Origin of the sequence: Acidovorax sp. Root267 (assembly GCF_001429215.1) — a bacterium.
GTDB classification, from domain to species: domain Bacteria; phylum Pseudomonadota; class Gammaproteobacteria; order Burkholderiales; family Burkholderiaceae_C; genus Acidovorax; species Acidovorax radicis.
In genome coordinates, this window is record NZ_LMJC01000029.1 from 316,737 (window position 1) to 341,219 (window position 24,483).

Below are 24,483 nucleotides of genomic sequence, written 5' to 3' on the forward strand. Positions count from 1 at the left end.
AACGCCACACGGTACGAACTGTCATGTGGACGTTGGCCCTTGGATGTACGCAGACAAAACTGTTGCACCCGCGCCAGTACTAATGACCGCTGCGCCGCCTTCTACCATCGGTGCATGTTTAACACCGCCCTGCTGCTCACCGCCGCCTTCGTCGCTGGCGCCCTCAATGCCGTCGCCGGGGGCGGCAGCTTTCTGACGCTGCCGGCCCTGGTCTTTACCGGTGTATCCCCAATCATGGCCAATGCCACCGGCACCGTGGCACTGCTGCCCGGCTACATGGCCGGCGCATGGGGGTTCCGCGAAGACACGGCCCCGCCGCCGGGGCTGTCGATGCGCCTGTTGGTGGTGCTCTCGCTCATCGGGGGCGCGGCGGGTGCAGCGCTGTTGCTGGTCACGCCCGACGCCACCTTCCGCCGCGTGGTGCCCTGGCTACTGCTGGCGGCCACGGCGCTGTTTGCCTTCGGGCCACAGTTGCGCAAGGCCATGGCGGGTGGCCACCCCTCCACCACCAAAGCCACCGTGGGGGTGCTGGCCGTGGCGGCCTATGGCGGCTACTTCAACGGCGGGCTGGGCATCCTGCTGCTGGCGCTGTTCGGCCTGCTGGGGCAGACCAACCTCCACGCCATGAATGGCCTGAAGAACTGGGTGTCGGCCCTGCTCACCGCCATTGCCGTGGCGATCTACGCTGCTGGCGGCGTGGTGCTGTGGCAGCAGGCGCTGATGATGATGGTGGCAGCAACCGCTGGCGGCTACGGCGGCGCGCGGGTGGCGCGGCGCATTCCGGCGCAGTGGCTGCGCTGGGGGATTGTGGCCACGGGGCTGGTAATGGCGGGGCTGTTTTTCCTGCGCGGCTGAGGAACTACACGGCGGCGCGCTGCAACAACGGCGAGCGTGGCAAGAAGCGAAAAGCGGTGGAAGCGGCGGCCAGCATGCAGGCGATGCCGATCATGACAGCTTGATAAGGCTCATATCCATGGCGCTGCGCCCACGCGGCCAGCAAGCCGGTGAGCCACTGCATCAGCGCCACGCCCAGGAACATCGACATGGTGTACAGCGACAGCGCACGCCCCGTCATTTCAGCGGGATACGAGGAGCGCACGTCCGCATACTGCAGCACGCCATAGCCAGACAGCAGCCCCATGAGGAAGATGAGCGCCACATTGGCGGTGGCATCGTGCAGAAAGGCCATCAGCAAGAACAGGCTACCCATGAGCAGCGAGAAGTTGGTGATCCAACGCCGCCGCCGGGCAGGCCCCGGATCAATGCGACCGAACGCTGCAGGCACGAACAGTGCGATCAACGACAGCACCAGGGCAACGTTGCCGCTTTCGATGAGCGAAAACCCGTAGCGCCCCATCAGCAAAGGTCCCAGCCACAAACCCCGCAAAGTCAGGAAGGCCGCGTAGCAGGACATGCCCAGGACCAGGATGCCCCAGGTGTGCGGCACCTTGAACAAGCTGCCGAATCGGCCCGCCGCCTGCGCCCATGACTCGCGGGGGCGCTCCGATGCAAGCGTCAATGTGGGCTCATGCACACGCAGAAAAATCAGCAGCCACGACAGCAGCGAAAGCACCGCCAGCACCGCAAAGCCCGTGCGCCAGCCCCAATGCTGAACCATCCAGGCCAGCGGGGTGCCGGTAAAGAGCAGCCCCAACCCGCCCACGCCCATGCCCACACCCGAGAAAAACGCAAAGCGCTGCGCGGGAAAGTGGCGCGAGATGAAAACGGTGCAGGCCAGGAACGCGGGAGAACAGCCCACACCGATCAGCAGTTGCCCCAACATCAGCCAGCCGTAGCTGGGCGCCATGGCCGACACGGCGGCCCCCAGCACCGCCAGAGGGAAAGCCACCAGCACAGTGCGGCGCAGGCCATGCAGGTCCATACCAATACCCATGAGGAGTTGGGCCACGCCGAAGGAGAGGCCAAACAAAGCTGCGAACGCGCCCAAAGAGTCCGGTGAAATGCCAAAGCTTGCCTGCAGGCCCGTGGCGATGATGCTGGTCACAGTGCGGTAAGCCTGGCTCAGCGCAAAGGCCGACAGCAGGCACAGGTACATGGCCCACAAGGTGCGCGGAGGCGGCAGAGGCCCGACAGACGGGTGAGTGGTGGATTCAGTCACGGCTGGGCAGGCAGATGGTTCAGAAGATAGGAAAAGCGGTTGCCCGAGCCTACAGACATTGCGCAGGACGCACCGGCGGCGCCCCGAACACGCACCCTTTCACGAGGGGTATGTGCGCTGCAGGAATGCAGCAGCTGGCCACTCTCATGCCACAGCGGCGGGTGCCATGCGCAACGGAATGGTGATCGGCCCGTCATTGATCAGGTGCACCTGCATCTCGGCGGCGAACCGGCCCGTCTGCACGACGGGATGCGCGGCGCGGGCACGCTCCACCAAGTAGTCAAACAACCGCCGCCCCTCTTCGGGCGCAGCGGCCTGTGTGAAGCTCGGGTGGTTACCGCCCGTGGTATCTGCCGCCAGAGTGAACTGGCTGACCAGCAGCAGGCCTCCCGCCACGTCCTGCACGCTTTTGTTCATCTTGCCTGCCTCGTCCGAAAAGATGCGCAGCTTGAGAAGCTTGGCCAGCAGCTTGTCGGCCTCGACCTCGGTATCGCCGCGCTCGGCACACACCAGCACCAGCAGGCCCATGCCAATGGCGCCCACGGTCTGCCCTTCCACGTCGACTCGCGCTTCGCGCACACGTTGCAAGACACTGATCACTTCATTTCATCCTTCGGGTCGTCAAAATGCGCTTCCACATCGGTGGGCAGCAGCTCGATGGTGGCACGCAAGCCGGGCACGGCCGTCATCAGCGCGCGCTCGACCTGGCCGCGCAGTTCGGCGGCGTGGCCCAAGGTCCAGTGGGCGGGCATGTGCAGGTGCATGTCTACAAACTGGCGCTGGCCAGCACGGCGGGTGGAGACATGGTCAAACCGCACGGCGCCGGGCGGTTGCGCCAATACGAACTGCTGCAGCGTGGCGTCGATGGTGGCTTGCACCTCGGGTTCCACCGCCGAGTCCATGAGGCCCTGGGACGAGCGCCAGACCAGCTCCAGGCCCTCTTTCAGGATATTGAGCGCCACAGCGATCGCCGCCAGGGCATCGAGCCACAGCCATCCCGTGACGGCTGCACCGGCAATGCCTACCAGCACGCCTGCCGAGGTCCACACGTCGGTCACGAGATGGCGGGCATCGGCCTCCAGCGCGATGGAGCGGTGCTCGCGCGCCGAGCGGAACATGAGCCATGCCAAAAAGCCATTGAGCGCCGAGCTGAGCACCGACAGGCCCAGACCCCAACCCACCTGCTCGATGGGCTGCGGGTCCATCAGCCGATGGCCCGCCGCCCACAAGATGCCCGCCGACACCCCCACGATGAGGATGCCCTCGAACCCCGAAGAAAAATATTCGGCCTTGTGGTGGCCGTAGGGGTGGTCGTCATCCGCAGGCCTTGCGGCCACCGTCACCATCGCCAACGCAAACATGGCACTGGCAAGATTCACAAACGACTCCATGGCGTCGGACAACAACCCCACCGAGCCGGTAACCACCCAGGCCAGCGTCTTGAGCGCGATGGTGACCACCGCCACCGCAATCGACGCCCACAGCAAGTTGCGAGGTGTGAGCCAGTGGTGTGACTTGGTGGGGGAAGGAGCCATTGGAAGTATTTGAAGAGCGCAAGGAACCGGATTGAGAATTACACCAGAGCCGTCTTAAGAACTGCTTTAACCGTTGGCACCGCAAGCTCTCCAAAACATCCCCATGCCAGAATCCGCGCATGACCCCGGCATGGCGCCGCCGCCTTCTTTCGCACCGCACCCTGCACCTCCCTAGCCTGTTGCTGTGGGTCGTGGTCGCCTGCGCGGGGGCCAGTTGGCTGGCGGTGGCCCGATTGCAGCAATTGCAGGCAGCGTTCGAGACCGACGCCCGCATCGTGCACCGGCTTCTGAGCCAGCGGGTGGTGCAGCACGACGCCATCATGGCCACGCTGGCGCTGCTGCAGCCTGCCGCAGCAGCAGGTGACAACAGCACATCACCCTTGCCTCGCCTGACCTCGGTGTACCCCCAGATCCTGGCGGTGCTGCAGCGCACGGCGCAACGCGACTGGCCCGACGCGCTGCAGGCGGAGCTGGCTACGGCAGAAGCAACCTCGCGCCGCACCGGCCATGCCGCCATGGCGGGGCTGAACCTGGCTGCGGGCCGCTACTACCTGGTGCTGGCAGGCGTGCCCGCCAGCTATGCGCTGTACATCGACCTGCGCACCACCACTCCGGCCGACGAGTGGCCCATGGACATCACCACCAGCCCCGTGCGCGTGACACTGGAGCGTGGTGGCGATGCCTTTGTTGTGCAGCCGGGCCGGGGAGATCTGGGCAGCGGCATCCGCACCTACGACTTCCACAAACTGCTGGCCGCGCCCAGCCAGCCGCTGGACTTGGTGGCCCGCCGCAGCGTGGGCCCGCCTGAGCTGCCCTGGTGGCGCATGCTCGGCTGGTGCCTGCTGACGGCAGCCCTGTGGGCGGCAGGCCGCGCCCTGTGGCGCCAGCACGTGGCCCGCCAGCGCGCAGAAGAACTGCTGCGCCTGGGCCAGGTGGCGCGGCTGAACACGCTGGGCGAACTGGCAGCGGGCATGGCGCACGAGCTGAACCAGCCGCTGACCGCCCTGCTGTCCAGCACCCAGGCCGCCCAGCGCCTGCTGGCCGATGACCCGCCCGATCTCGACACCGCCCAGACCGCCATGGCCCGTGCCGTGGAGCAAGCGCGCCGCGCCTCCACCGTGGTGGGCCGCCTGCGCCGCCTGGTGGAACGCCCTGATCTGGCGGGCCAGGCCCAGCCACTGGCCCTGCCTGCGGCGGTGCACGACGCACTGCACCTGCTGGAGCCCGAGCTGGCCCAACGCGGTGTGGTGCCCGACATAGCCACTGCCACCGACCTGCCCACCGCGCTGGCCGAGCCCGTGGCCCTGCAGCAGATCATCCACAACCTGCTGATGAATGCACTGCAGGCGCTGGAGCAGGTGCCGCCCGCCGAACGCCTGCTGCACATCACCATGGTGCGTGCGGATGCCGGGCACGTGACCCTGTCGGTGCGCGACCACGGCCCCGGGATACCGCCCGAGGCACGCCAGCACCTGTTCGAACCTTTCTACACCACGCGAACCGGCGGACTGGGACTGGGCCTGACACTGTGCGAAAGCCTGGCGCAGGCCATGGGTGCGCAGTTGACCTTGGCACCTGAAGCACCTGTGCCCACCCAAGCCCAACGGGGCGCCGAGTTTGTGCTGACCTTGCCCACAGCGCCGCCCACCAATGACCGATAGCGCCCCCTCCCTCTCGCCCCTGATCCACCTGGTGGACGACGACGCCGCCGTGCGCGACGGCCTGGGCCTGCTCATCAGCACCGTGGGCCTGCGCGTGCAGACCTGGGCCGACCCGCAATCGTTCATGGGGGGGTTTGACCGCGCGAGCATTGGCGCCATCGTGCTCGACGTGCGCATGCCCGGTATCAGCGGCCTCACGGTGCTGGAGCAGTTGCTGGCGCAGGGCGTGGACCAGCCGATGATTTTGCTGACCGGCCACGGCACGGTGGAGATGTGCCGCCGCGCATTCAAAGCCGGGGCGGCGGAGTTTCTGGAAAAGCCCGTGGACGACGAAGTGCTCATCGAAGCCCTGCAGAACGCGGTGCGCCAGCATGTGCGATCCCGCGAGCGCCACCAGGCCGACCAGCAGGCGCGCGAGCGCTTTGCGCAACTGTCGGCCCGCGAACGCGAAGTGCTGGGCCTGATCGTCGAGGGCCTGACCAACAAGGAAATCGGCCGGGCGCTGGAGCTTTCGCCCCGCACGGTAGAAACCCACCGCGCCAACCTGTTTGGCAAGCTGGGGGCGGAGTCGCTGGCACAGCTCATCCGGCGCTATGCGGCGCTGGTGGATGCGTCCTGACCCAACCAGCACTGCGTAGTTCTACGGAGGGGTGAACGTAGCGGCACGAATAGCCAGAAACGGCGGCAATTTCTACAGTTCTCCCACGGCGCCACAACGGGTGGCGCCGACACACAAACACCGGAGAACACCATGCAAAACCGCCTCACCACCGTAGCCGCCCTCACCCTGTCCCTGATCGCCACCGCCGCCGCCCATGCCGAAGGCGTGCGCACCGAAAAGAACATGTCGCTGGACCTGGCCACACAGATCGCCGCCCAGACCGTAGCCACCTGCAGCGCCAACGGCTACAACGTGACCGCTACCGTGGTGGACCGTGCAGGCACCGTGCGCGCCGTGCAGCGCGCCGACAACGCAGGCCCCCACACGCTGGAAGCCAGCCGTTTGAAGGCCTACACCTCGGCATCTGCCAAGAACACCACGCTGGCCATCATGGAAGGTTCGCAGAAGAACCCAGCGGCCGCCAACCTGGGCCAGATCCCCGGCTACCTGCTGCTGGGCGGCGGCGTGCCTGTGAAGGTGGGCAATGAAGTGATTGGCGCCGTGGGCGTGGGCGGCGCGCCCGGCGGCCACCTGGACGAGCAATGTGCCGTGGCGGGTATCGCCAAGGTGCAGGATCTGCTGAAGTAATTTCCTACCCGCATCTACAACGCACGCCATCGGAAGCACCCATGAAGCACTGGAACCTTGCATACGCGCTGGCCATTGCGCTGGCCTGCGCCGGACCCACCATCGCCCAGGTGCCGCCCACGGCTGCCGAAACAGCGGCCTACCAGGGCCTGCATGCAGCCGCAGCTCGGGGCGACTTGCCCGCGCTGAACAAGCTGATTGCCGCAAAGGGTGACCTGAACGCCCGCGACGCGCAGGGCCGCACGCCGTTGCAAGTGGCTACGTACGCACGGCAGGCCGAGGCGGTTCGCGCCCTCGCCAAGGCCGGCGCCCAGCTGGACCTGCTGGAAAACGACCGCTACGACGCCGTGACCATTGCCTCCGTGGCCGACGACGAGGCCACGTTGCGGCTGCTGCTGCAACTGGGCGCCAGCGCGAAGCAGGTGACCAGCCGCTACGATGGCACCGCCCTCATCGCGGCGGCGCACCTGGGGCACGACGGCGTGGTGCGGCAGCTGGTTGCAGCCGGCGCCCCGCTGGACCATGTGAACAACCTGCACTGGACGGCACTGATCGAATCCATCGTGCTGGGCAACGGCGGCCCGCGCCACCAGGCCACCCTGCAGGCCCTGCTGCAAGCGGGTGCCAGCCACACGCTGACCGATCGGCAGGGCAACACGCCACTGCAACTGGCGCGTCAGCGGGGTTTCAGCGCCATGGTACGAATGCTGGAAGCAGCAGGCGCCAGGTAGGTTTGCGGGATGCGTCCGCGCCGATGCATTCCCCCACTTCAGCGGTACAACTCTGCGCCCGCAATGCGCACCCTGCTGGCGTGCGCCGCGCCCAGGGCATTCACCACCGGCTCCCACACACTCGTGTAGGCGGGCATCGCGTCCGGTGCAAATGCAGTATGTGGCCAGTCCGAACCCCACACCAGCCGCTCGCCCATTAACCCGGCCACGCGGCGGATCGCACCGTGCAATTCAGCATAGGGTGCCGCGGCCTGCAAGCGGTACCAGCCCGACAGCTTGACCCACGCGCCCAGGTCGGCCAGCCTTGCCAGCGCCCGCCAGGCCGTAGCGTCCTGCGCCAGGGCCGCATGCATTCCCGCCAGATGGTCCAGCACGCAGGGCAGTCCCGTTTGCGCATGCAGCTGGGCAATCTGCGCCAATTGGGCCGGTGCCGCATACCACTGCACATGCCAGCCCAGTACCTTCAGGCGGGGCGCCAGTGCCTGCACGGCCTGCGCCCCGTTGCCCACGGGGGACACCAGATTAAAACGCACGCCACGCACGCCCAGTGCGTGCATGGTCTGCAGCGCGTCGTCGGCAATGTCTGTCTCCACCACCACCACTGCGCGGTGCCGACCCGGTTCGCGCACCAGGGCGTCGAGCACCAGCCGGTTGTCGGTGCCATACACACTGGGCTGCACCAGCACCAGACGCCCTACACCCAGCCGCGCGGCTTCGGCCTCTATGCGTTCGAGGGGCTGGTGAATAGGCTGGTAGTGCCCGGCCTGGACCGGGGCGGTTGCGTCAAAGACATGCACGTGCGTGTCCCATCCCTCCAAGGCATCCCGCAACGGCGCGGATGTGGTCAGCGCACCCATGGGTCAGCCCACCACGATCTTGCGCTCGCGGATGACCTTGCCCCACTGCGCTTGCTGGGCCTGGATGAACTTGCCTGCACTGGCCTGGGTCGCATCGGGAAAGGCATCGCCGCCCAGCGCGCGGATGCGGCCCAGCACCTCGGGGTCAGCCAACGCCTTGCGGATGGCATGGACCAGCTGCGTACGCACCTCAGGCGCAATGCCCGCCGGGGCCAGCACAGGGTTCCACTCCAGCACTTCGTAGTCGGCCACGCCGGCCTGAGCCATGGTGGGTACATCGGGCAGCGAACGGGCGCGCAATGCGCTGGTTACCGCCAGCGGGCGCAGCTTGCCTGCCTGGATGTGGCCCAGGGACGAGGCCACATTGGCAAAAAACAGCGGCACCTGCCCGCCCATCACGTCGTTCATGGCAGGGCCGCCTCCACGGTATGGAATGTGAGACAGGCGCACGCCCGTGCGCTCTTCAAACAGCGCCCCAGCCAGATGCTGGGCCGAGCCATTGCCGGACGACGCATAGGCCACGTCCTCGGGCTTGGCTTTGGCGCGTGCGATGACCTCCTTGACGGAGTTGACGCCGAAGCCTGGATGGCACACCAGCACGTTCGGAAAGGTCGCCAACACGGCCAGCGGCACAAAGGCAGTGTTGCTGTCGTAGGGCAGCTTGGGATACAGCGACGGATTGACGGCGAACGACGACGCATCGAGCAGCAGTGTGGTGCCGTCGGGCGTGGCACGGGCCACGGCCGATGCGGCCAGCTGGCCGCTGGCGCCGGGCCTGTTGTCCACCACCACGCCCTGCCCCAGCGCTTCGGCCATGCGGGGCGCGATGATGCGGGCCATCAGGTCGGCACCGCCGCCTGCCGGGTAGGAGACGACCAGGGTCACGGTGCGTCCGCCGCCAACGCCCGCTGCGCAGGTGTGCACCCAGGGGGCGGCCAGGGTGGCGCCCACGGCAGCCAGCGCCGCGCGGCGCGACAGGCCAGGGGGGTTCAGAGGATCGGACAGATGGTGCATACAGGTCTCCTTGGTTGAGTCTTCAGTCGTTCAGGGGGCCGCACCTGAAGCTGGGGAACCCCAAGCCAGTAGGCGCTGTGGAACTGGCTTGCCAGGCCCGGGCAGTGCTCAGGGGTTGCCGCTCACGTAATGGTCACGGTGTAGTGAAAGGCATGTGCATCGCCGCGCGTGGTGCGCCATTCGACACAGCGCCCTCCCAGGTCGTAGGCGGCCCGTTGCACCACCACGCCCGGATGGCCTGCGGCCAGCCCCAGGTGGCTGGCCTGCGGGGCTGTCAGCACAGCAAAACCAATGTCGTCCACGGCGCGGTGCACATGCACGCCGCAGCGGCGCGCGAACATGGGGTACAGCAGGTCGTCCCAGTCGGCGGTGCTGCCTTCGGCCAGGGGCGCGAACACATCCAGCGGCAGCCACAGGTCCTCCAGCAGACAAGGCAGGTCGGCCAGCAGGCGCAAACGCTGCAACCGCAGCACCATCTCGCCCGTGGCCAGGCCCAGCCTGCGGGCCACGGCGGCCGGTGCCGCCACGCGCTGGCGCGACAGGATGCGCGAGCGCGGCATTTCGCCACTGCCGCTGTCAAACCGGAAAAACCGCAGCATCGACGCACCGGCAATGCCCTGGCGCACAAAGGTGCCCCGGCCGTGCACGCGCTCGACCAGGCCTTCCGCCACCAGAAGTTCCAGTGCACGGCGCATGGTGCCCAGCGCCACCTGGTGCTCCGTGGCCAGCAGGCTTTCTGCCGGCAGGGCCGAGCCGGGCGGCCATTCCCCGGCCACCACGCGGGCACGCAGTGCAGCAGCCAGGGCGGCGTAGCGGCTTAGGCCCGGGGCACTGTCAAAGGCAACAACTTTGTGGGATGTGGTCATACCAAGAACTATAGTCCTCTATAGGTCTTGATGCAACGCGCAAATACCGCAGACGGTGTAAAAAAACAGCTGCGGGAATGATCCGTCGCCGGGCAGGACTTATTAACTATCGAATAGATAGCAACAAATGACGCCCATCAAGCGCTGAAGGCCGTTTTCACCCCAATATTCACCTACCACCAGCGCAGCCAGCCTCCGCGCAGCGGCGCTGGCCTCCCGTTAGCGACTCAGTCCGTGACGAGCCGCGCCTTCACGGTCTTGCCCTTCACGCGGCCCTGGTTCAGGCGCTGCGCCGCCTGCGCGCCGATGGCGCGGTCCACCGCCACGTAGGTGGAGAAGTCGTTCACGTTGATCTTGCCGATCTGTTCGCGGGTGTAGCCCATCTCTCCGGTCAGCGCGCCCAGCACGTCGCCCGCACGGATCTTCTCCTTGCGGCCACCGATGATCTGGATGGTGACCATCGGCGGCACCAGCGGGCCGCTGCCGGTGGGTGTCAGTTCCGCCACTGGGAACCAGCGCGACTCGCGGCCCTGCAACACCTCGATCTTGCCCACAAAACCCATCTCGTCCAGGCTGGCCAGGTTGAGCGCCAGGCCGTCTGCATCGCCCCGGCCGGTGCGGCCGATGCGGTGGATGTGCACCTCGGCGTCGGGCGTCACGTCCACGTTGATCACGGCGGCCAGGTTGGCAATGTCGAGGCCGCGCGCGGCCACGTCGGTGGCCACCAGCACCGAACAGCTGCGGTTGGCAAACTGCACCAGCACCTGGTCGCGCTCCCGCTGTTCCAGCTCGCCAAAAAGCGCCAGCGCGCTGAAGCCCTGGGCCTGCAGCACGCCCACGAGGTCGCGGCACTGCTGCTTGGTGTTGCAAAAGGCAATGGACGATTCAGGCCGGAAGTGGTTGAGCAGCTGCGACACCGCGTGCAGGCGTTCGCTGTTCTTCACCTCGTACCAGCGTTGCTCGATCTTGCCCTCGGCATGCTGGGCCTGCACGGTGATCTGCACGGGCGACTTCATGAACTGGGCGCTGAGCTTGGCGATGCCCTCGGGGTACGTGGCCGAAAACAGCAGCGTCTGGCGCTCCTTGGGACACTGCTTGGCTACCACGACGATGTCGTCGAAGAAGCCCATGTCGAGCATGCGGTCGGCCTCGTCGAGCACCAGGGTGTTCAGCGCTTCCAGGCTGAGGTGCTGGCGCTCCAGGTGGTCCATCACGCGGCCGGGGGTGCCCACCACGATGTGCGCGCCATGCTCCAGGCTCAGCGTCTGCGCACGCAGCGGCACACCGCCGCACAGGGTCACGACCTTGATGTTTTCTTCGGCCCGCGCCAGGCGGCGGATTTCGCTGGTGACCTGATCGGCCAGTTCGCGTGTGGGGCACAGCACCAGGGCCTGCACCGCAAAACGGCGGGGATTGAGGTTGGCCAGCAGCGCCAGGGCAAAGGCCGCGGTCTTGCCGCTGCCGGTGCTGGCCTGGGCGATCAAATCCTTGCCCAGCAAGGCAGGGGGCAGGCTGGCCGCCTGGATGGGCGTCATCGTGGTGTAGCCCAGCTGCTGCAGGTTGGCCAGCGTGGCAGGGCTCAGGGCCAGCGCGCTGAAATCAGTGCTGGCTTGGTTTTCTTTGGAGGTCATCGGCCGATTATCCGGCCCCAGCGATTGAGCCCCTGATATCCGGGCAACTACCTTACGCACGCGTAAGGCGTATCGGCTATAACCGAAAGAACATATTTGCGGCCTGCACGGGGCCGCTTTGCCGTGCAATCGGGATTGGGACACGCTCTCAGCATCGGGTGGGATATGCCAGATTCAACCAACGCAGCCAATCCCCCCGGGCAAGGGGGCTCTAGCGACTCGCTGCTGCGCCTGATCGCCGACTCCATACCCGCGCTGATGGCCTACTACGATGTGCCCGCACTGCGCTGCCAGTTCGCCAACCAGGGCTACGCGGCCTACAACGGCCACACGACCGAATCCATCCTGGGCCTCACGGTGCAGCAGGCCATTGGCGACAAAGCCTGGCAGGCGATCCAGCCGCATGTGGAGCGGTCCACCCGCCGCGAACACGTGAAGTACACGCGCGAGCAGACGCTTCCCAACGGCGAGGTCCGCATGATCGAGGTCAACTTGATCCCGCACTTCGACGCCACCTCGGCACAGTTGGGTTCGTTTGTGCTGATCACCGATATCACCGAACGCTGGCGCGCGGAACGCCAGGTGCGCCAGAGCGAAGAGCGCATGCGCAAGTTCACCGAGGCTACGGACGAGGCCATCGTGTTCCACCGCGACGGCATCATCACCGACGGCAACGAGGCACTCACCCGCCTGACAGGCTATGCGCTGCAGGAGGTGGTGGGCGTCTCGATCTTCCACTTCATCAGCCCCGAATGGCGGGCCGTGGCACTCGACTACACGCGCACCGGGCGCGAAGACCCCTACGAGGTCACCATCCGCCACAAGGATGGCCACGCCATTCCCGTGGAAGTGGTGGGCAAGACCATGCCGATGCACCATGCGGACTACCGCATCGTGGTGGTGCGGGACATCACCGCGCGCAAGCAGGCGCAGGAGCGCGAGGCCTTCATTGCGCTGCACGACACCCTCACGCAATTGCCCAACCGGCACTTCCTGATGGAGCAGCTGTCGCAGGTGCTGTCGCTGGCCCGCAGGCGCCATGGCCGTGCAGCCGTACTTTTTGTGAACCTGGACCATTTCAAGACGGTGAACGATTCGCTGGGCCACCATGCGGGCGATCAGTTGCTGTGCAATGTGGCCGAACGCCTGCGCCAGGGCGTGCGCGACGCCGACGTGGTGGCGCGGCTGGGCGGCGACGAGTTTGTGGTGGTGCTGACCGATGTGCAGGGCCCCGACGATGCCGCCCGGGTGGCCGACAAGCTGCTGGAGTCCATGCACGGCGTGTTCACCCTGGGCCAGGTGCCGCTGACGGTGTCCCCCTCGATCGGCATCAGCCTTTTCCCGGAACATGCCGCCACCGGTGATGCGCTGCTGCGCTGCGCTGATGCGGCCATGCACCACGCCAAGGACAGCGGGCGCGGCAACCGCCAGTTCTACACCCCCAGCATGGAGGCCAGCGCCATCGACGTGCTGCAGCACGAGCGCCTGCTGCGCGAGGCCATTGTGGACAACGCCTTTGTGCTGCACTACCAGCCGCAGATCTGCCTGGAAGACGGCTCCCTGCAGGGCCTGGAGGCGCTGGTGCGCTGGCGCCACCCGCAGCGCGGCCTGGTGGGGCCAGACGAGTTCATCACGTTTTCGGAATCGCGCGGCCTCATCACCCCCATTGGCCGCTGGGTGATGCGCGAAGCCTGCCGCCAGCTCAAGGCCTGGCAGGACAAGGGCCTGGCCCTGGTGCCGGTGGCGATCAACCTGTCGGCGCTCGAATTTCGCCAGCGCGATGTGGCTGGCGAGATCGCGGCCGTGCTGCGCGATACCGGCCTGGCGCCGCAGTACCTGGGCATCGAGCTGACCGAATCCGTGCTGATGCACCAGACCGGCCAGGTGCTGGACACCCTCAACGCCCTCAAGGCGCTGGGCGTGGGCATCTCCATCGACGACTTTGGCACGGGGTATTCGTCGCTGGCCTACCTCAAGCGCTACCCCATCGACAGCCTCAAGATCGACCGGTCTTTTGTGGTGGACACGCCCGGCAACCCCGACGACGTGGCCATTGTCACGGCCATCATCCAGATGGCCCGCAGCCTGCAGCTCAAGACCGTGGCCGAGGGGGTTGAAACCCCGGCACAGGTGCAATTGCTCAAGGACCTGGAGTGCGACCTGATCCAGGGGCATGTGGTGTCCGTGCCACTGGACGCCGAGGCGCTCCAGCGCTGGATGCGCGATTTTTCGGCGTGAGGACCTGTTCAGCCCCCTTTCCCGAGGCCCGTCACACAAACACGTTCCCGGCTTGTGGACAATAGGGGCATGCCCCTCATCCCCGACTTCATCGCCCCCACCCGCCACACCGACCCGGCCGACGCACTGGCCCAGGTGCAGCGCATCTACCAGCAACAGATTGGCCACCTGCGCGATGCCATGCAGCGTTTTGTGGCGGGTGAAACGCCCGAAGGCGCCGTGCGCGCGTTCTACCCCTTTGTGCGGGTGCACACCACCACGGTGGCGCGGGCCGATACCAAGCTGGCCTATGGCTTTGTGGAGGGCCCCGGGCGCTACGAAACCACCCTCACCCGACCCGACCTGTTTGCCCACTACTACGCCGAGCAGTTCCGTCTGCTGCGTGCCAGCCACAACGTGGAGCTGGAAGTGGGCACCAGTGCCCACCCCATTCCGATCCACTTCTCATTTGCCGAGCACGACCACATCGAGGGCACGCTGACACCCGAGCGCCGCATGCTGATGCGCGACGTGTTCGACCTGCCCGACCTGGCAGCCATGGACGACGGCATTGCCAACGGCACCTGGCAAGCCCGCCCGGGCGAGGCACAACCCCTGTCGCTGTTCACTGCACCACGCGTGGACTACTCGCTGCACCGCCTGCGCCACTACACCGGCACGGCACCCGAGTGGTTCCAGAACTTCGTGCTGTTCACCAACTACCAGTTCTACATCGACGAATTCGTGCGCCTGGGCCATGCCGAGATGGCCAAACCCGACAGCGAGTACATCGCCTTCATCGAGCCGGGCAATGTCGTGACCCGCCGCGTGGGATTGAGTGCCCAGCCCGGCGACGAACTGGGCGTGGCCCCGCCGCGCTTGCCGCAAATGCCCGGCTACCACCTCGTGCGCGCGGACAGCAGCGGCATCACCATGGTCAACATCGGCGTCGGCCCCGCCAACGCCAAGACCATCACCGACCACATCGCCGTGCTGCGCCCGCACGCCTGGATGATGCTGGGCCACTGCGCGGGCCTGCGCAACAGCCAGCGGCTGGGCGACTACGTGCTGGCCCACGCCTACGTGCGCGAAGACCATGTGCTCGACGAAGACCTGCCGCTGTGGGTTCCCATCCCGGCGCTGGCCGAGATCCAGCTGGCACTCCAGCAGGCCGTGGCCGACATCACGCAGATCAGCGGCGCGGACTTGAAACGCGTGATGCGCACCGGCACCGTGGCCAGCACCGACAACCGCAACTGGGAGCTGCTGCCCGACAACACGCCCCAGCGCCGCTTCAGCCAAAGCCGCGCCGTGGCGCTGGACATGGAAAGCGCCACCATCGCCGCCAACGGCTTTCGCTTTCGCGTGCCCTACGGCACCCTGCTGTGCGTGAGCGACAAGCCCCTGCATGGGGAGATCAAACTGCCCGGCATGGCCAACCACTTCTACCGCGAGCGTGTGGACCAGCATCTGCGCATCGGCATGCGCGCCATCGAAATCCTGCGCAACGGTGGCGTGGACCGGCTGCACAGCCGCAAGCTGCGCAGTTTTGCCGAAGTCGCCTTCCAGTAAACACCCCGAATCACGGGGCCGATTCGACCCATGCCACTGGATTTTTTGACGCTGATGGCCGTCATGGCGGCCAACCTGTTCATGATCTCGGCCGCGCTGCCCATGATCATGGGCCGGGACGTAGGCCGCGCAGCCCGCCATGTGCAAGCCAGCATGCTGCTGCAGGCCGTGGCCTGGGCCGCCATCATTGCGTCCTCCACCCTGTGGGACCAGGCGCTGTCCACCGTGTCGATTGCCTGCAATGCAGCAGCGCAGTGGATGCTGTACCGGGCCCTTGAAGAGTGGCTGGGCCCACGCCCCCTGCGGCGCGTGCTGCTGGCATTGGTGGTCCTGGCACCACTGGGCTACACGCTGGGGTTTGGCCACTACGCATGGCGCGTGGGCTGGGCCAACGGGCTGATGGCGGTCATTCTGTGCATCGTGGCGCGCGCCACGCTGTACCCGCGGGTGCTGGCAGATGGGCGCTGGCGCGCGCTGCTGCTGGGCTGCCTGCTCACGTCGGCCGCTTTCACGCTGGCGCGCGGGCTGCTGGGTGCCTTTACCGACCAATACCCGAGTTTCCGCACCCCCCACCCAATCAACCTGGCCGCAGCCCTGGCCACCAATGTGAGCCTGGTGCTTGGAACCGTCGCCGTGCTGGTGGCCTGGCGCTACGAGGCCGAGCAGAAGCTGCGCACGCTGGCCATGACCGACGGCCTGACGGGCCTGCTCAACCGGCGCGGCTTCACCACGCAGGGGGGCAGCCTTCTGGCCCACGCCATCCGCCACCAGTTGCCCATGACTGCATTGATGCTGGACCTGGACCACTTCAAACGCGTCAACGACACCCAAGGACATGAGGCAGGGGACCGAGCCCTGCAGCTATTTGCGCGGCTGCTGGGCGACACGAGCCGCAGCGGCGACCTGGTAGGACGACTGGGCGGCGAGGAGTTTGGCGTGCTGCTGTTGCACAACAGCGCCCCGGCAGGCCTGTCGTTCGACCGGCGCCTTCGTCGGCGTCTGCATGCGGCCAGCGTGGTAGAACTGGGCTTTGCGCTGGACTACAGCGCCGGAATGGCCGTGATGGAGCCTGGCGAATCGGGCCTGGCCGAACTCATGGCCCGTGCCGACGGCGCGTTGTACGAGGCAAAAACCGCAGGCCGCGGCCGGTTGATGGCGGCATCCTGAGCCTTGCACCAGCAGGTGAATGCTATTTTTTGAATAGCAAAGAGCGTTTGACAAATAAGCGCTAGCAGCCTTTTTTCGTACCCCCTCACGGAACCACCAGCCGGGCCACATCGTGCGCGGCGCCCGAGCCCTCCTTGGACAGGTGTTCGATCAGGCTACGCCGATCCGCCTCGGTGCGTTGCTGCGACAGGAATCGTTTTCCCGTCAGATGATCGATATCGATTTCAAAACCCCGCAAACGCCCGGCGGCCTCTTCCACAAACCCGGAGACGGCATGCTCCAGCAGCCACGGCGCGTCGCGCCGAGCCTCCTGCGAGAGCGTGAGGGCCTGCAGGTGGGCCTGCAGCCAGTCACGGCAATCGACGCAGCGCAGGCGCCCCCGCGCCTCGACGGCCGCATAGTTCCAGCTGGGTGCCAGGCGGCCGCTGCGCTGGCCATTCACATACCAGCGCGGTGAAATGTAGGCGTTGGGAATCTGAAAAACAGCCAGCACCTCAGCGCCGTCCATGCCCGGCTGCAGCAGCGGGTGCCCCGCGCCGCATGTCCCCGCAGCCGTGTGGGTCCACCCTCTTCGGTGCAAAGTTCCAGGGGCAGCAGATTCGCCTCCAGCCCCTGGCGCGTCACGACCACCACCGTGGCCAATGGATAGGCGCGCATGAGGTGGTGAATGGCATGGGGGTCTTCCAGCTGGAAAAGGGGTTGGCTGTGCATGGCATTGGGGCAATCAGAAACCCACAGTCTGGCCCTGGGCAAGGTTTGCGTCTTGAACGTTTCGGCCACGCTCCAATCGCAGCCCGAGGAAGGCCCTACCGATTCGGAGCCGTTTTTATCCGAACAAGCGGACCAGCGGAGCCGGTGGCGGCACTGTGGGCGTAAAGCCGCCAAACCGGCGGAACTCCCGGGTCATGTGCGCCTGATCGGTGTAACCAGCCGCCACGGCCACCCCGCTGAGCGGGCCACCTCCGGCATCCAGCAGCTCCAGGGCCCGCTGGAAACGCAAAACACCCGATAGGGTCCGAAGGGGGAAGCCGGCCACCGCCACAATGTCCCGGCGCAAGGTGCGCGACGAACTTTCTGCACCCGCCGCCTCGCCAAAGGCCCCGGCCTGGACGCGTTGTTTCATTCGAGCGATGGCCTGGAGTGCCCGGCCATGCGCGGCAGTGACCACCGCCCGCGCAGCCAACGTACTGACCGCGGCACACAAGGCGGCCTGGGCACGCGGCACGGTGTCTGCGCGCACCACCGCATCGGCCAGAGGACCCAGCAGCGCCAAGGCACATGGCCCCGTGAGGGCCTGGTTGCGCAGCGTGTGGGGCACAACCCCCAGGCACACACCGCCCCAGCCCATGTGAAAGCGCACGCCCACCAGCACGGTGTTGGCGCGCAAAACCACCTGCGTGGCCGTGTCGGCGGGGCCCGCCACGACCAGCCGGACCGACGCCACAGAGCTGTCCGGATGCAGCACACAATGCGCGACCAGGTCCATGCGGCCGTCTGGCAGCACCCGCTGCGGCTGCCCCGCAGCCAGGCCACAGCGCCACACCGCTTCGATCCGGGTGGCATCCAGTGTGCCCAACGGCAGCTCTACATAACCGCTGTCCAGCACAGCAATTCCCATATCCCCTTTCGTTCCGTCATGCGCCTTGCGCGACAAAGCCTTGCCCCACACCATGGCGCGGCAACCGGCCAATGGGCTCTTGGCACCCCGCCGCCCTGGGAGCGCCAGCATCGCACACAATCAACCCATGACCGTACTCTTTGAAGCCCTGAACCTGCGCAAACGCTATGGCGAAACCACCGTGGTCGACGACGTGTCGTTTGCCATTGCCCCCGGCGAATGCCTGGGCGTCATCGGCCCCAACGGCGCAGGCAAGACCACCACCATCCGCATGTGCCTGGGCCTGGCGGCGCCCGATGGAGGTGCGGTGCACTTCCATCCGAAAGCGGGTGGCACCCCGCTGCACATGCCGCGCGATGCGCTGGCCATCAAGGCGCAGCTGGGCGTGGTCACGCAGTTCGACACACTGGACCCAGACTTCACCTGCGCCGAGAACCTGCGCGTCTTCGGCCGCTACTTTGGCATCAAGGGTAGGGTGATGGACGAAAGAGTGCCTCAGTTGCTGGAGTTCGCCGCCCTCACCCACAAGGCAGATGCCAAGCCGGGCGAGCTGTCGGGCGGCATGAAACGGCGCCTGTCGCTGGCTCGCTCGCTGGTCAACAACCCGCGCCTGCTGCTGCTGGACGAACCCACCACCGGCTTGGACCCGCAGGCCCGCCACCTGATGTGGGAGCGGCTGCAACTCCTGCTGCAGCAAGGCAAGTCGATTCTGCTGACCACGCACTTCATGGACGAAGCCGAGCGCCTGTGCTCGCGCCTTCTGGTACTGGACCATGGCAAGAAGATCGCCGAAGGCCGCCCGCGCGAACTGATCGCCCAGCACTTGGAGCCCGATGTGGTGGAGGTGTTTGGGGTGGGCGCCGTCCAGATGGCCGAGGATGCCGCGCTGCGCGCCTTGGCCGCCCGCGTGGAAATCAGCGGCGAGACCGTATTTTTCTACACCCAGAACGCCCAGCCGCTGCTGCAGGCGCTGGCCACGCACGGCCACCTGCGCACGCTGCACCGGCCTGCCAATCTGGAAGATCTGTTCCTCAAACTCACGGGGCGGCAGATCCGGGAGTGAGTCCGCCTGCCGGTGGCAGGTTGCGCTCACGCAGCACTTGTTCCAGTGCCTCGGGCGTGCACGGCTGGGAGAACAGATAGCCCTGGAATTCGTCACACCCCTGCCGCGCCAGCCAAGCCGCCTGGTACTCGGTCTCCACCCCTTCGGCCACAGTGCGCAGGCCCAGCTTCTGGGCCAACGCCACGATGGCATCGACCAGCACCTCGCCACTACCATCGTGCCCCAGGTCCCGCACGAAAGACCTGTCGATCTTGAGCTTGCGCACCGGAAACCGTTTGAGCTGACTGAGCGACGAATAGCCGGTGCCAAAGTCATCAATCGCGAGTTGCACCCCCAGTGCGGTCAGCCGGTCCATGGTTTGCAGGGCCTGCTCCACGGGGTCCATGATCGAGCTTTCGGTGATTTCGATCTGCAGCAACCCAGGCGGGCACCCCGTGGACTGCAGGGCGTGCGCCACGGTCTGGTCCAGTGAAGGCTCCTGGAACTGGCGGGCCGACAGATTGACTGCCACGGGAATTGCACCCCAACCCGCCTCCATCCAGCCGCGGGCCTGCGCACAGGCCTCGCGCAGCACCCAGTCTCCCAGGGGGACGATCAGGCCCGTTTCTTCGGCGATACCAATGAACTGCAGCGGTGACACAAGGCCCCGCTCGGGGTCCTGCCAGCGCACCAGCGCCTCGACGGAAGAAACGCGACCCGTGCGCGCATCTATGATGGGCTGGTAATGCAAACGCAGGCCTCCGTACTCGATGGCATGGCGCAGGCCCGCTTCGATGTGCAAACGTTCGGTCAGCGCTTCGGTCATGTGCTGGCTGAAAAACGCCAGCCGATTGCCTCCCTGGTTCTTGGCACCGTACATGGCCACATCGGCGTTGCGCAGCAGCACATCGCCCGACTCGCCGTCGCGCGGGAACATCGCAATGCCCAGACTGGTGCTCAGCAGCCAACTGGTGGAGCCCGTCTCCACAGGCAGGGTCAACGCCTGCAGCATCTGCTGGGCCATGGGCTCCACGGCAGAGACCCCGGGCAGGTCGGGCAGCACCACCACAAACTCGTCCCCGCCCAGCCGCGCCACGATGCCGCCATCGCCCACACAGGCCTGCAGCCGCGTCGCCACCTCCTGCAGCAGCAGATCGCCCCGGCTGTGGCCCAGGCTGTCGTTCACACCCTTGAAGCGGTCCAGATCCATCACCAGCACACCCACCATGCGGCCGGTGTCGCGTGCCCTGACCAGGGCGGCGTCCAGGCGCTCGGACAGGCAATAACGGTTGGCCAGCTGTGTCAGCGGGTCCACGCGGGCCTGGCGCTCCAGGGTCTCGGTGTGCTGGGCAATGGTCTGCTGCTGGCGCAACAGCGAGGCGGCCATGCGGTCCAGGGCCCGCGCCACCTCGCCCAGTTCGCCGGGGGGATAGGGCGCACCGATGGGTTCGGCATAGTTGCCCACATCCATCCTCCCGATCGCCCGGATCGCACGAGTGGCATAGCGGCGCACCGCAAACTCCACCAGCAGCAGCGCCGCCGCGAACACCACGGCAGCCAGTGCGAGCAAGCCCCCCAGCGCCCAGCGGAACTGGCTCTCCACCGGACCTTGGAGGTCGTCCTCGGGAACGACCAGAGCCAGGCGCAGCTCGGCATCGTGCGAGCGGGGAAGCTGTGCGCGCACCCAGACGCGGCGCACTCCGTCAGCGCCTTCGATCAGATCGTGCCCGCCCTCGGGGCGACCCATGAAGTCGCGCTCAACAGCCTGCAGAGACAGCGGGCTGCCGCCGGCGCGCTGGAAGTCCATGACCACCGAACCATCTCCATTCCACACCTGAAGGTGCATGCGCTCGTAGCGCTGGGCCTGCACCATCGCGCTGCCATAGGCCTGCATATCGAGCGATGCGAGAAGGATGTAGCGCAGCGCACCATCGGCCTCGCGGACCGGGTAGGCCACCTGCAGCACGCCCTTGCCCGTCAGGCGCCCGATGACGGCTTCCATGACGGGCATGGTGGCCGTCAGGGCACGCTGGAAGTAGTGTCGGTCCCGCAGATCGAGCTGGCGGCCGCTGCGCAGCGAATCGCAAAAAAGGGATCCGTCCGGCCGGATGGTGAGTAGGCCCGTGTACTGCGGGTGCTCCTTGAGCACGTCGGCCAGAAAGTCGGAACAGGCCGCCTTGTCATTCCCGCTGAGCAGGGGCACCCGGCCCAGGCCAAACAACAATTGCCCGGTGCCCGCGATCTTGTCATCGAGGTCGCTGGCGATGATGCCGGCGCGCGCAACCAGCCGCTCACGCGCCTGTGCAGTTGTGACCGAACGGATCTCCAGCAACAGCCACAAAATGGCAGGCACCGGCAGCAGCGACGCCGCCAACACCAGCCACAAGATACGCGCACGCAAGCTCAAAAGAGACCTCTTGAAAGATCTGGCGGCACCGCAACCCCGGTGCCACGTATTTCCAACAGTATGCAGCGCCGTCGGAACGGCGGCCCGCCTTCACACCTTGCGCGGTTTGACCTTGCGGGCCGCGAGCTTGGCATTGCCGCGCGCCGTCTCCACATCGGCCGCACGCGCCAGCGCCACGCCCATGCGGCGCTTGGTGAAACTTTCGGGCTTGCCGAACAGGCGCAGGTCAGTGTCGGGCACACGCAGGGCTTCTTCCACGCCGTCGAAAACGATGCCCACGGCGTCCACTCCGCCGTAGATCACCGCGCTCGCGCCGGGGTTGCGCAGGCGGGTGTCCACCGGCAGGCCCAGGATGGCGCGGGCGTGCAGCTCGAATTCGCTCTGGTGCTGGGTGCACAAAGTGACCAGGCCCGTGTCGTGGGGGCGGGGGCTCACTTCGCTGAACCACACGTCCTGGCCCTTGACGAACAGCTCCACGCCGAAAAGGCCAAGCCCGGAGGGTTTCCCGTCAAAGCCCTGGCCCAGGTTGTCGGTCACGGCCTTGGCGATCTGGCGCGACTTCTCGAGCGCCGCCGGGTGCATGGGGTGGGGCTGCCAGCTTTCCACATAATCGCCGCTGATTTGCACGTGGCCGATAGGGTCGCAGAAGCTGGTGGCGATCTGGCCATCCGCCCCCACCGAGCGCACGGTGAGCTGGGTGATTTCGTAGTCGAAGTCGATGAAGCCCTCGACGATCACGCGGCCGTGGCTCACGCGGCCGCCGGCCATGGCGTAGTCCCAGGCCTTCTTGACGTCAGCCGGGCCGTCGATCTTGCTCTGGCCCTTGCCCGAGCTGCTCATCACGGGCTTGACGATGCAGGGGTAGCCGATGCCCTGGCCGTTGTCGCCATCGATGGCGGCCTGCAGCTCATCAAGCGAGTTGCAGAACTTGTACGGGCTGGTGGGCAGGCCCAGCGTTTCGGCGGCCAGCACGCGGATGCCTTCGCGGTCCATCGTCAGGCGGGCGGCGCGGGCCGTGGGGATCACGCGCACGGTGCCTGCGGCCTCCAGCTCCTCGAGCATGGGGGTGGCGATGGCCTCGATCTCAGGCACCACCAGGTGCGGGCGCTCGGCCTCGATCAGGGCCTTGAGCTGGGCCGAGTCGCTCATGGTGATGGTGCGCGCATGGTGGGCCACCTGCTGGCCAGGGGCGTTGTCATAGCGGTCCACCGCAACGGTTTCCACGCCCAGGCGCTGCAGCGCGATCAGCACCTCCTTGCCCAGCTCGCCCGAGCCCAGCAGCATGACTTTGGTGGCATGGGGGGACAGGGGGGTTCCGAGGGTGGTCATGGGAGGTTTTCCAGAAAAAGTGAGGGCAAGGGCAGCGGAAGGCGGTGAACCGGCCACCGCCATCTGGCGACTTTAATGCATGGGTTCCGGGCGAAACCACAGGGAGCGCCAGCGCGGAACAAGTCCGCCCGAATTGACCAGGAATTACGCAAATCGAGATGCAACAACCGCCTCGCCTTGGGGTGAACCGCCTGCCTGCACCCTGTTTTGCGTAAGTCATGTTTATTTTGCACGGGGCACATCCAGGCCGCGCTTGCGCACGTACTCCCTGTTGCAGCCGGTCTTTCCGTGGCCGCTGTGCCCTCAACCCCATTGAAGAAAAGGGAACCACCATGCACACCCAGCCCATGCACTCTCGCCTCGCTCCCCTGACCTGCGCACTTGCCGCCGCGACCTTGCTGGCGGCCTGCGGCGCCATGAAGCCCTCCGCCAGCCCCATGTACTCACAAGACAGCCTGCCCGACACCATCAAGGTGCCTGCAGGCAACAAGGTCGCCATGGAAACCGTGGGCGTGGGCGAAATCACCTACGAATGCCGCGACAAGGCCAACGCGCCCGGCCAGACCGAATGGGTGTTCGTGGGCCCCAAGGCGGTACTGAACGACCGCAGCGGCAAACAAGTGGGCACCTACTACGGCCCACCTGCCACCTGGGAGTCGGGCGATGGCTCCAAGCTGACCGCCACCCAGCTGGCCGTGGCGCCATCGGGTGCAGGCAACCTGCCGTATCAGCTGGTCAAGGCCAACCCCGCCATGGGCACCGGCGCCATGTCAGGTGTGACCTTCATCCAGCGCGTGGCCCTGAAGGGCGGCGTGGCGCCCGCCTCGACCTGTGCGCCCGCCAACAAGGGCGAGCGCCAGATCGTCAAGTACCAGGCCGACTACATCTTCTGGAAGGCCGCGTAGGCCGCGCCCCCGACGCCGGCGGCACAGCGCCCCGCCAGCGCACCCGTGGAACTGGCTCCGCCAGGCCACCGGGTGCGTCCCCCTTGGGGGAAAGCGCGCAGCGCCTCAGGGGTCAATACTGTTTATACGGCAGGAACTTACCCGACAAAACGACGTTCACGCGGTCACCTTTCGGGTCGGCCTCGCGCGTGATGTCCATGCTGAAGTCGATGGCGCTCATGATGCCGTCGCCAAACTCCTCGTGGATCAGCTCCTTGATGGTGGTGCCGTACACGCTCACGACCTCGTACCAGCGGTAGATGAGCGGGTCGGTAGGCACGGGCGTGGGCAGCGAGCCCTTGTAGGGCACCACCTGCAGCCACTTCTGTTCCTCGGCCGTGAGGCCGAAGATCTTGCCCAGCACCTTGGCCTGCTCGGGGGTGGCGGTCATCTGGCCCAGGCACAGGGCGGTCGTCCACTCCTTGGACTGGCCGACCTTCTTGGCGATGGCGCTCCACTGCAGGCCTTTGGCGACCTTGGTGCTGATGATTTTCTCGGTGACGTCGGTGCGGTTCATGCAGTCT

General features: G+C 66.6%; 23 protein-coding genes. 10 read left to right on the top strand and 13 right to left on the bottom strand.

The genetic code is table 11. The annotated features are described in order from the left end of the window. The first annotated feature begins 114 nt into the window (after positions 1-114). A complete protein-coding gene (locus tag ASE39_RS17840; protein WP_057272002.1) occupies positions 115-855 on the top strand; it encodes a sulfite exporter TauE/SafE family protein in 741 nt (246 codons plus the stop codon). A gap of 4 nt (positions 856-859) precedes the next feature. Here the strand turns inward: ASE39_RS17840 and ASE39_RS17845 are convergent, their stop codons facing one another. The 3 genes from ASE39_RS17845 to ASE39_RS17855 form a co-directional block, all read right to left on the bottom strand. Then, positions 860-2,119 (bottom strand): MFS transporter, encoded by a 1,260-nt coding sequence (locus tag ASE39_RS17845; protein WP_057272003.1) that lies wholly within the window; start codon positions 2,117-2,119, stop codon positions 860-862. 144 nt (positions 2,120-2,263) lie between these two features. Continuing rightward, positions 2,264-2,719, bottom strand: coding sequence for a D-aminoacyl-tRNA deacylase (gene dtd / locus ASE39_RS17850; protein ID WP_057272004.1), 456 nt, complete (start codon positions 2,717-2,719; stop codon positions 2,264-2,266). After that, positions 2,716-3,654, bottom strand: a complete 939-nt coding sequence (locus ASE39_RS17855; protein WP_010462774.1) for a cation diffusion facilitator family transporter — start codon at positions 3,652-3,654, stop codon at positions 2,716-2,718. Before ASE39_RS17855 ends, dtd begins: the two co-directional genes overlap by 4 nt. Before the next feature lie 119 nt (positions 3,655-3,773). On the opposite strand from ASE39_RS17855, the gene ASE39_RS17860 reads away from it, so the two are divergent. The 4 genes from ASE39_RS17860 (at position 3,774) to ASE39_RS17875 (ending at position 7,295) form a co-directional block, all read left to right on the top strand. Next, complete coding sequence (locus tag ASE39_RS17860; protein ID WP_057272005.1) at positions 3,774-5,315, top strand: ATP-binding protein; 1,542 nt, start codon at positions 3,774-3,776, stop codon at positions 5,313-5,315. Beyond that, the gene (locus ASE39_RS17865; protein ID WP_057272006.1) at positions 5,305-5,934 is read left to right on the top strand and encodes a response regulator; all 630 of its coding nucleotides are present in this window, start codon (positions 5,305-5,307) and stop codon (positions 5,932-5,934) included. The genes ASE39_RS17860 and ASE39_RS17865 overlap by 11 nt, the downstream gene beginning before the upstream one ends. A gap of 132 nt (positions 5,935-6,066) precedes the next feature. Continuing rightward, entirely contained in the window at positions 6,067-6,564 is a 498-nt protein-coding gene (locus ASE39_RS17870) for a heme-binding protein (protein ID WP_057272007.1), read from the top strand. A gap of 41 nt (positions 6,565-6,605) precedes the next feature. Further along, complete coding sequence (locus ASE39_RS17875; protein WP_057272008.1) at positions 6,606-7,295, top strand: ankyrin repeat domain-containing protein; 690 nt, start codon at positions 6,606-6,608, stop codon at positions 7,293-7,295. Positions 7,296-7,333: 38 nt separating this feature from the next. Here the strand turns inward: ASE39_RS17875 and ASE39_RS17880 are convergent, their stop codons facing one another. The 4 genes from ASE39_RS17880 to dbpA all read right to left on the bottom strand — a co-directional run bounded on the left by ASE39_RS17880 (position 7,334) and on the right by dbpA (position 11,663). Continuing rightward, complete coding sequence (locus ASE39_RS17880) at positions 7,334-8,152, bottom strand: amidohydrolase family protein (RefSeq protein WP_057272009.1); 819 nt, start codon at positions 8,150-8,152, stop codon at positions 7,334-7,336. Positions 8,153-8,155: 3 nt separating this feature from the next. Then, positions 8,156-9,166 carry a tripartite tricarboxylate transporter substrate binding protein gene (locus ASE39_RS17885; RefSeq protein WP_057272010.1) on the bottom strand — a complete coding sequence of 337 codons (1,011 nt, stop codon included), beginning with the start codon at positions 9,164-9,166 and terminating at the stop codon, positions 8,156-8,158. 122 nt (positions 9,167-9,288) lie between these two features. Then, complete coding sequence (locus ASE39_RS17890; RefSeq protein ID WP_057272011.1) at positions 9,289-10,032, bottom strand: GntR family transcriptional regulator; 744 nt, start codon at positions 10,030-10,032, stop codon at positions 9,289-9,291. Positions 10,033-10,259: 227 nt separating this feature from the next. Then, the gene (gene dbpA / locus ASE39_RS17895; protein ID WP_057272012.1) at positions 10,260-11,663 is read right to left on the bottom strand and encodes an ATP-dependent RNA helicase DbpA; all 1,404 of its coding nucleotides are present in this window, start codon (positions 11,661-11,663) and stop codon (positions 10,260-10,262) included. Positions 11,664-11,828: 165 nt separating this feature from the next. On the opposite strand from dbpA, the gene ASE39_RS17900 reads away from it, so the two are divergent. The 3 genes from ASE39_RS17900 to ASE39_RS17910 all read left to right on the top strand — a co-directional run bounded on the left by ASE39_RS17900 (position 11,829) and on the right by ASE39_RS17910 (position 16,619). Continuing rightward, a complete protein-coding gene (locus ASE39_RS17900) occupies positions 11,829-13,901 on the top strand; it encodes a bifunctional diguanylate cyclase/phosphodiesterase (RefSeq protein ID WP_057272013.1) in 2,073 nt (690 codons plus the stop codon). 69 nt (positions 13,902-13,970) lie between these two features. Continuing rightward, positions 13,971-15,452: an AMP nucleosidase gene (locus tag ASE39_RS17905; RefSeq protein ID WP_010462791.1), complete on the top strand. Its 1,482-nt coding sequence runs from the start codon at positions 13,971-13,973 to the stop codon at positions 15,450-15,452. A gap of 30 nt (positions 15,453-15,482) precedes the next feature. After that, positions 15,483-16,619 carry a GGDEF domain-containing protein gene (locus ASE39_RS17910; RefSeq protein ID WP_057229385.1) on the top strand — a complete coding sequence of 379 codons (1,137 nt, stop codon included), beginning with the start codon at positions 15,483-15,485 and terminating at the stop codon, positions 16,617-16,619. Positions 16,620-16,704: 85 nt separating this feature from the next. Here the strand turns inward: ASE39_RS17910 and ASE39_RS17915 are convergent, their stop codons facing one another. From ASE39_RS17915 to ASE39_RS17920, 3 genes are all read right to left on the bottom strand, one after another. Beyond that, complete coding sequence (locus tag ASE39_RS17915; RefSeq protein ID WP_282434132.1) at positions 16,705-17,127, bottom strand: FMN-binding negative transcriptional regulator; 423 nt, start codon at positions 17,125-17,127, stop codon at positions 16,705-16,707. Continuing rightward, positions 17,058-17,330 carry an FMN-binding negative transcriptional regulator gene (locus ASE39_RS27305; protein ID WP_348981579.1) on the bottom strand — a complete coding sequence of 91 codons (273 nt, stop codon included), beginning with the start codon at positions 17,328-17,330 and terminating at the stop codon, positions 17,058-17,060. The genes ASE39_RS17915 and ASE39_RS27305 overlap by 70 nt, the downstream gene beginning before the upstream one ends. A 115-nt stretch (positions 17,331-17,445) precedes the next feature. After that, on the bottom strand, positions 17,446-18,237 hold the full coding sequence (locus ASE39_RS17920; protein ID WP_057272014.1) for a helix-turn-helix domain-containing protein: 792 nt from the start codon (positions 18,235-18,237) through the stop codon (positions 17,446-17,448). Between the two features lie 127 nt (positions 18,238-18,364). On the opposite strand from ASE39_RS17920, the gene ASE39_RS17925 reads away from it, so the two are divergent. After that, a complete protein-coding gene (locus tag ASE39_RS17925) occupies positions 18,365-19,300 on the top strand; it encodes an ATP-binding cassette domain-containing protein (RefSeq protein ID WP_057272129.1) in 936 nt (311 codons plus the stop codon). On the opposite strand, the gene ASE39_RS17930 is transcribed toward ASE39_RS17925, so the two are convergent. Then, positions 19,275-21,686, bottom strand: coding sequence for an EAL domain-containing protein (locus ASE39_RS17930; RefSeq protein ID WP_057272015.1), 2,412 nt, complete (start codon positions 21,684-21,686; stop codon positions 19,275-19,277). The genes ASE39_RS17925 and ASE39_RS17930 overlap by 26 nt on opposite strands. A 90-nt stretch (positions 21,687-21,776) precedes the next feature. Then, positions 21,777-23,015: a formate-dependent phosphoribosylglycinamide formyltransferase gene (gene purT / locus ASE39_RS17935; RefSeq protein WP_057272016.1), complete on the bottom strand. Its 1,239-nt coding sequence runs from the start codon at positions 23,013-23,015 to the stop codon at positions 21,777-21,779. A gap of 332 nt (positions 23,016-23,347) precedes the next feature. Between purT and ASE39_RS17940 the strand changes: the two genes are divergently transcribed. Further along, entirely contained in the window at positions 23,348-23,920 is a 573-nt protein-coding gene (locus ASE39_RS17940) for a DUF3455 domain-containing protein (protein WP_057229395.1), read from the top strand. A gap of 112 nt (positions 23,921-24,032) precedes the next feature. Here ASE39_RS17940 and cynS read toward each other — a convergent pair whose 3' ends face one another. After that, entirely contained in the window at positions 24,033-24,476 is a 444-nt protein-coding gene (cynS, locus tag ASE39_RS17945; protein WP_010462809.1) for a cyanase, read from the bottom strand. Between the last annotated feature and the right edge of the window lie 7 nt (positions 24,477-24,483).

Bases quoted from the DNA above. Each gene is read 5' to 3' on its own strand.
- ASE39_RS17840 (WP_057272002.1), top strand. From the start codon at position 115: ATGTTTAACACCGCCCTGCTGCTCACCGCCGCCTTCGTCGCTGGCGCC.
- ASE39_RS17855 (WP_010462774.1), bottom strand. From the start codon at position 3,654: ATGGCTCCTTCCCCCACCAAGTCACACCACTGGCTCACACCTCGCAAC.
- ASE39_RS17860 (WP_057272005.1), top strand. From the start codon at position 3,774: ATGACCCCGGCATGGCGCCGCCGCCTTCTTTCGCACCGCACCCTGCAC.
- ASE39_RS17865 (WP_057272006.1), top strand. From the start codon at position 5,305: ATGACCGATAGCGCCCCCTCCCTCTCGCCCCTGATCCACCTGGTGGAC.
- ASE39_RS17870 (WP_057272007.1), top strand. From the start codon at position 6,067: ATGCAAAACCGCCTCACCACCGTAGCCGCCCTCACCCTGTCCCTGATC.
- ASE39_RS17875 (WP_057272008.1), top strand. From the start codon at position 6,606: ATGAAGCACTGGAACCTTGCATACGCGCTGGCCATTGCGCTGGCCTGC.
- ASE39_RS17880 (WP_057272009.1), bottom strand. From the start codon at position 8,152: ATGGGTGCGCTGACCACATCCGCGCCGTTGCGGGATGCCTTGGAGGGA.
- ASE39_RS17885 (WP_057272010.1), bottom strand. From the start codon at position 9,166: ATGCACCATCTGTCCGATCCTCTGAACCCCCCTGGCCTGTCGCGCCGC.
- ASE39_RS17890 (WP_057272011.1), bottom strand. From the start codon at position 10,032: ATGACCACATCCCACAAAGTTGTTGCCTTTGACAGTGCCCCGGGCCTA.
- dbpA (WP_057272012.1), bottom strand. From the start codon at position 11,663: ATGACCTCCAAAGAAAACCAAGCCAGCACTGATTTCAGCGCGCTGGCC.
- ASE39_RS17900 (WP_057272013.1), top strand. From the start codon at position 11,829: ATGCCAGATTCAACCAACGCAGCCAATCCCCCCGGGCAAGGGGGCTCT.
- ASE39_RS17905 (WP_010462791.1), top strand. From the start codon at position 13,971: ATGCCCCTCATCCCCGACTTCATCGCCCCCACCCGCCACACCGACCCG.
- ASE39_RS17910 (WP_057229385.1), top strand. From the start codon at position 15,483: ATGCCACTGGATTTTTTGACGCTGATGGCCGTCATGGCGGCCAACCTG.
- ASE39_RS17915 (WP_282434132.1), bottom strand. From the start codon at position 17,127: ATGGACGGCGCTGAGGTGCTGGCTGTTTTTCAGATTCCCAACGCCTAC.
- ASE39_RS27305 (WP_348981579.1), bottom strand. From the start codon at position 17,330: ATGCACAGCCAACCCCTTTTCCAGCTGGAAGACCCCCATGCCATTCAC.
- ASE39_RS17920 (WP_057272014.1), bottom strand. From the start codon at position 18,237: ATGGGAATTGCTGTGCTGGACAGCGGTTATGTAGAGCTGCCGTTGGGC.
- ASE39_RS17925 (WP_057272129.1), top strand. From the start codon at position 18,365: ATGACCGTACTCTTTGAAGCCCTGAACCTGCGCAAACGCTATGGCGAA.
- purT (WP_057272016.1), bottom strand. From the start codon at position 23,015: ATGACCACCCTCGGAACCCCCCTGTCCCCCCATGCCACCAAAGTCATG.
- ASE39_RS17940 (WP_057229395.1), top strand. From the start codon at position 23,348: ATGCACACCCAGCCCATGCACTCTCGCCTCGCTCCCCTGACCTGCGCA.
- cynS (WP_010462809.1), bottom strand. From the start codon at position 24,476: ATGAACCGCACCGACGTCACCGAGAAAATCATCAGCACCAAGGTCGCC.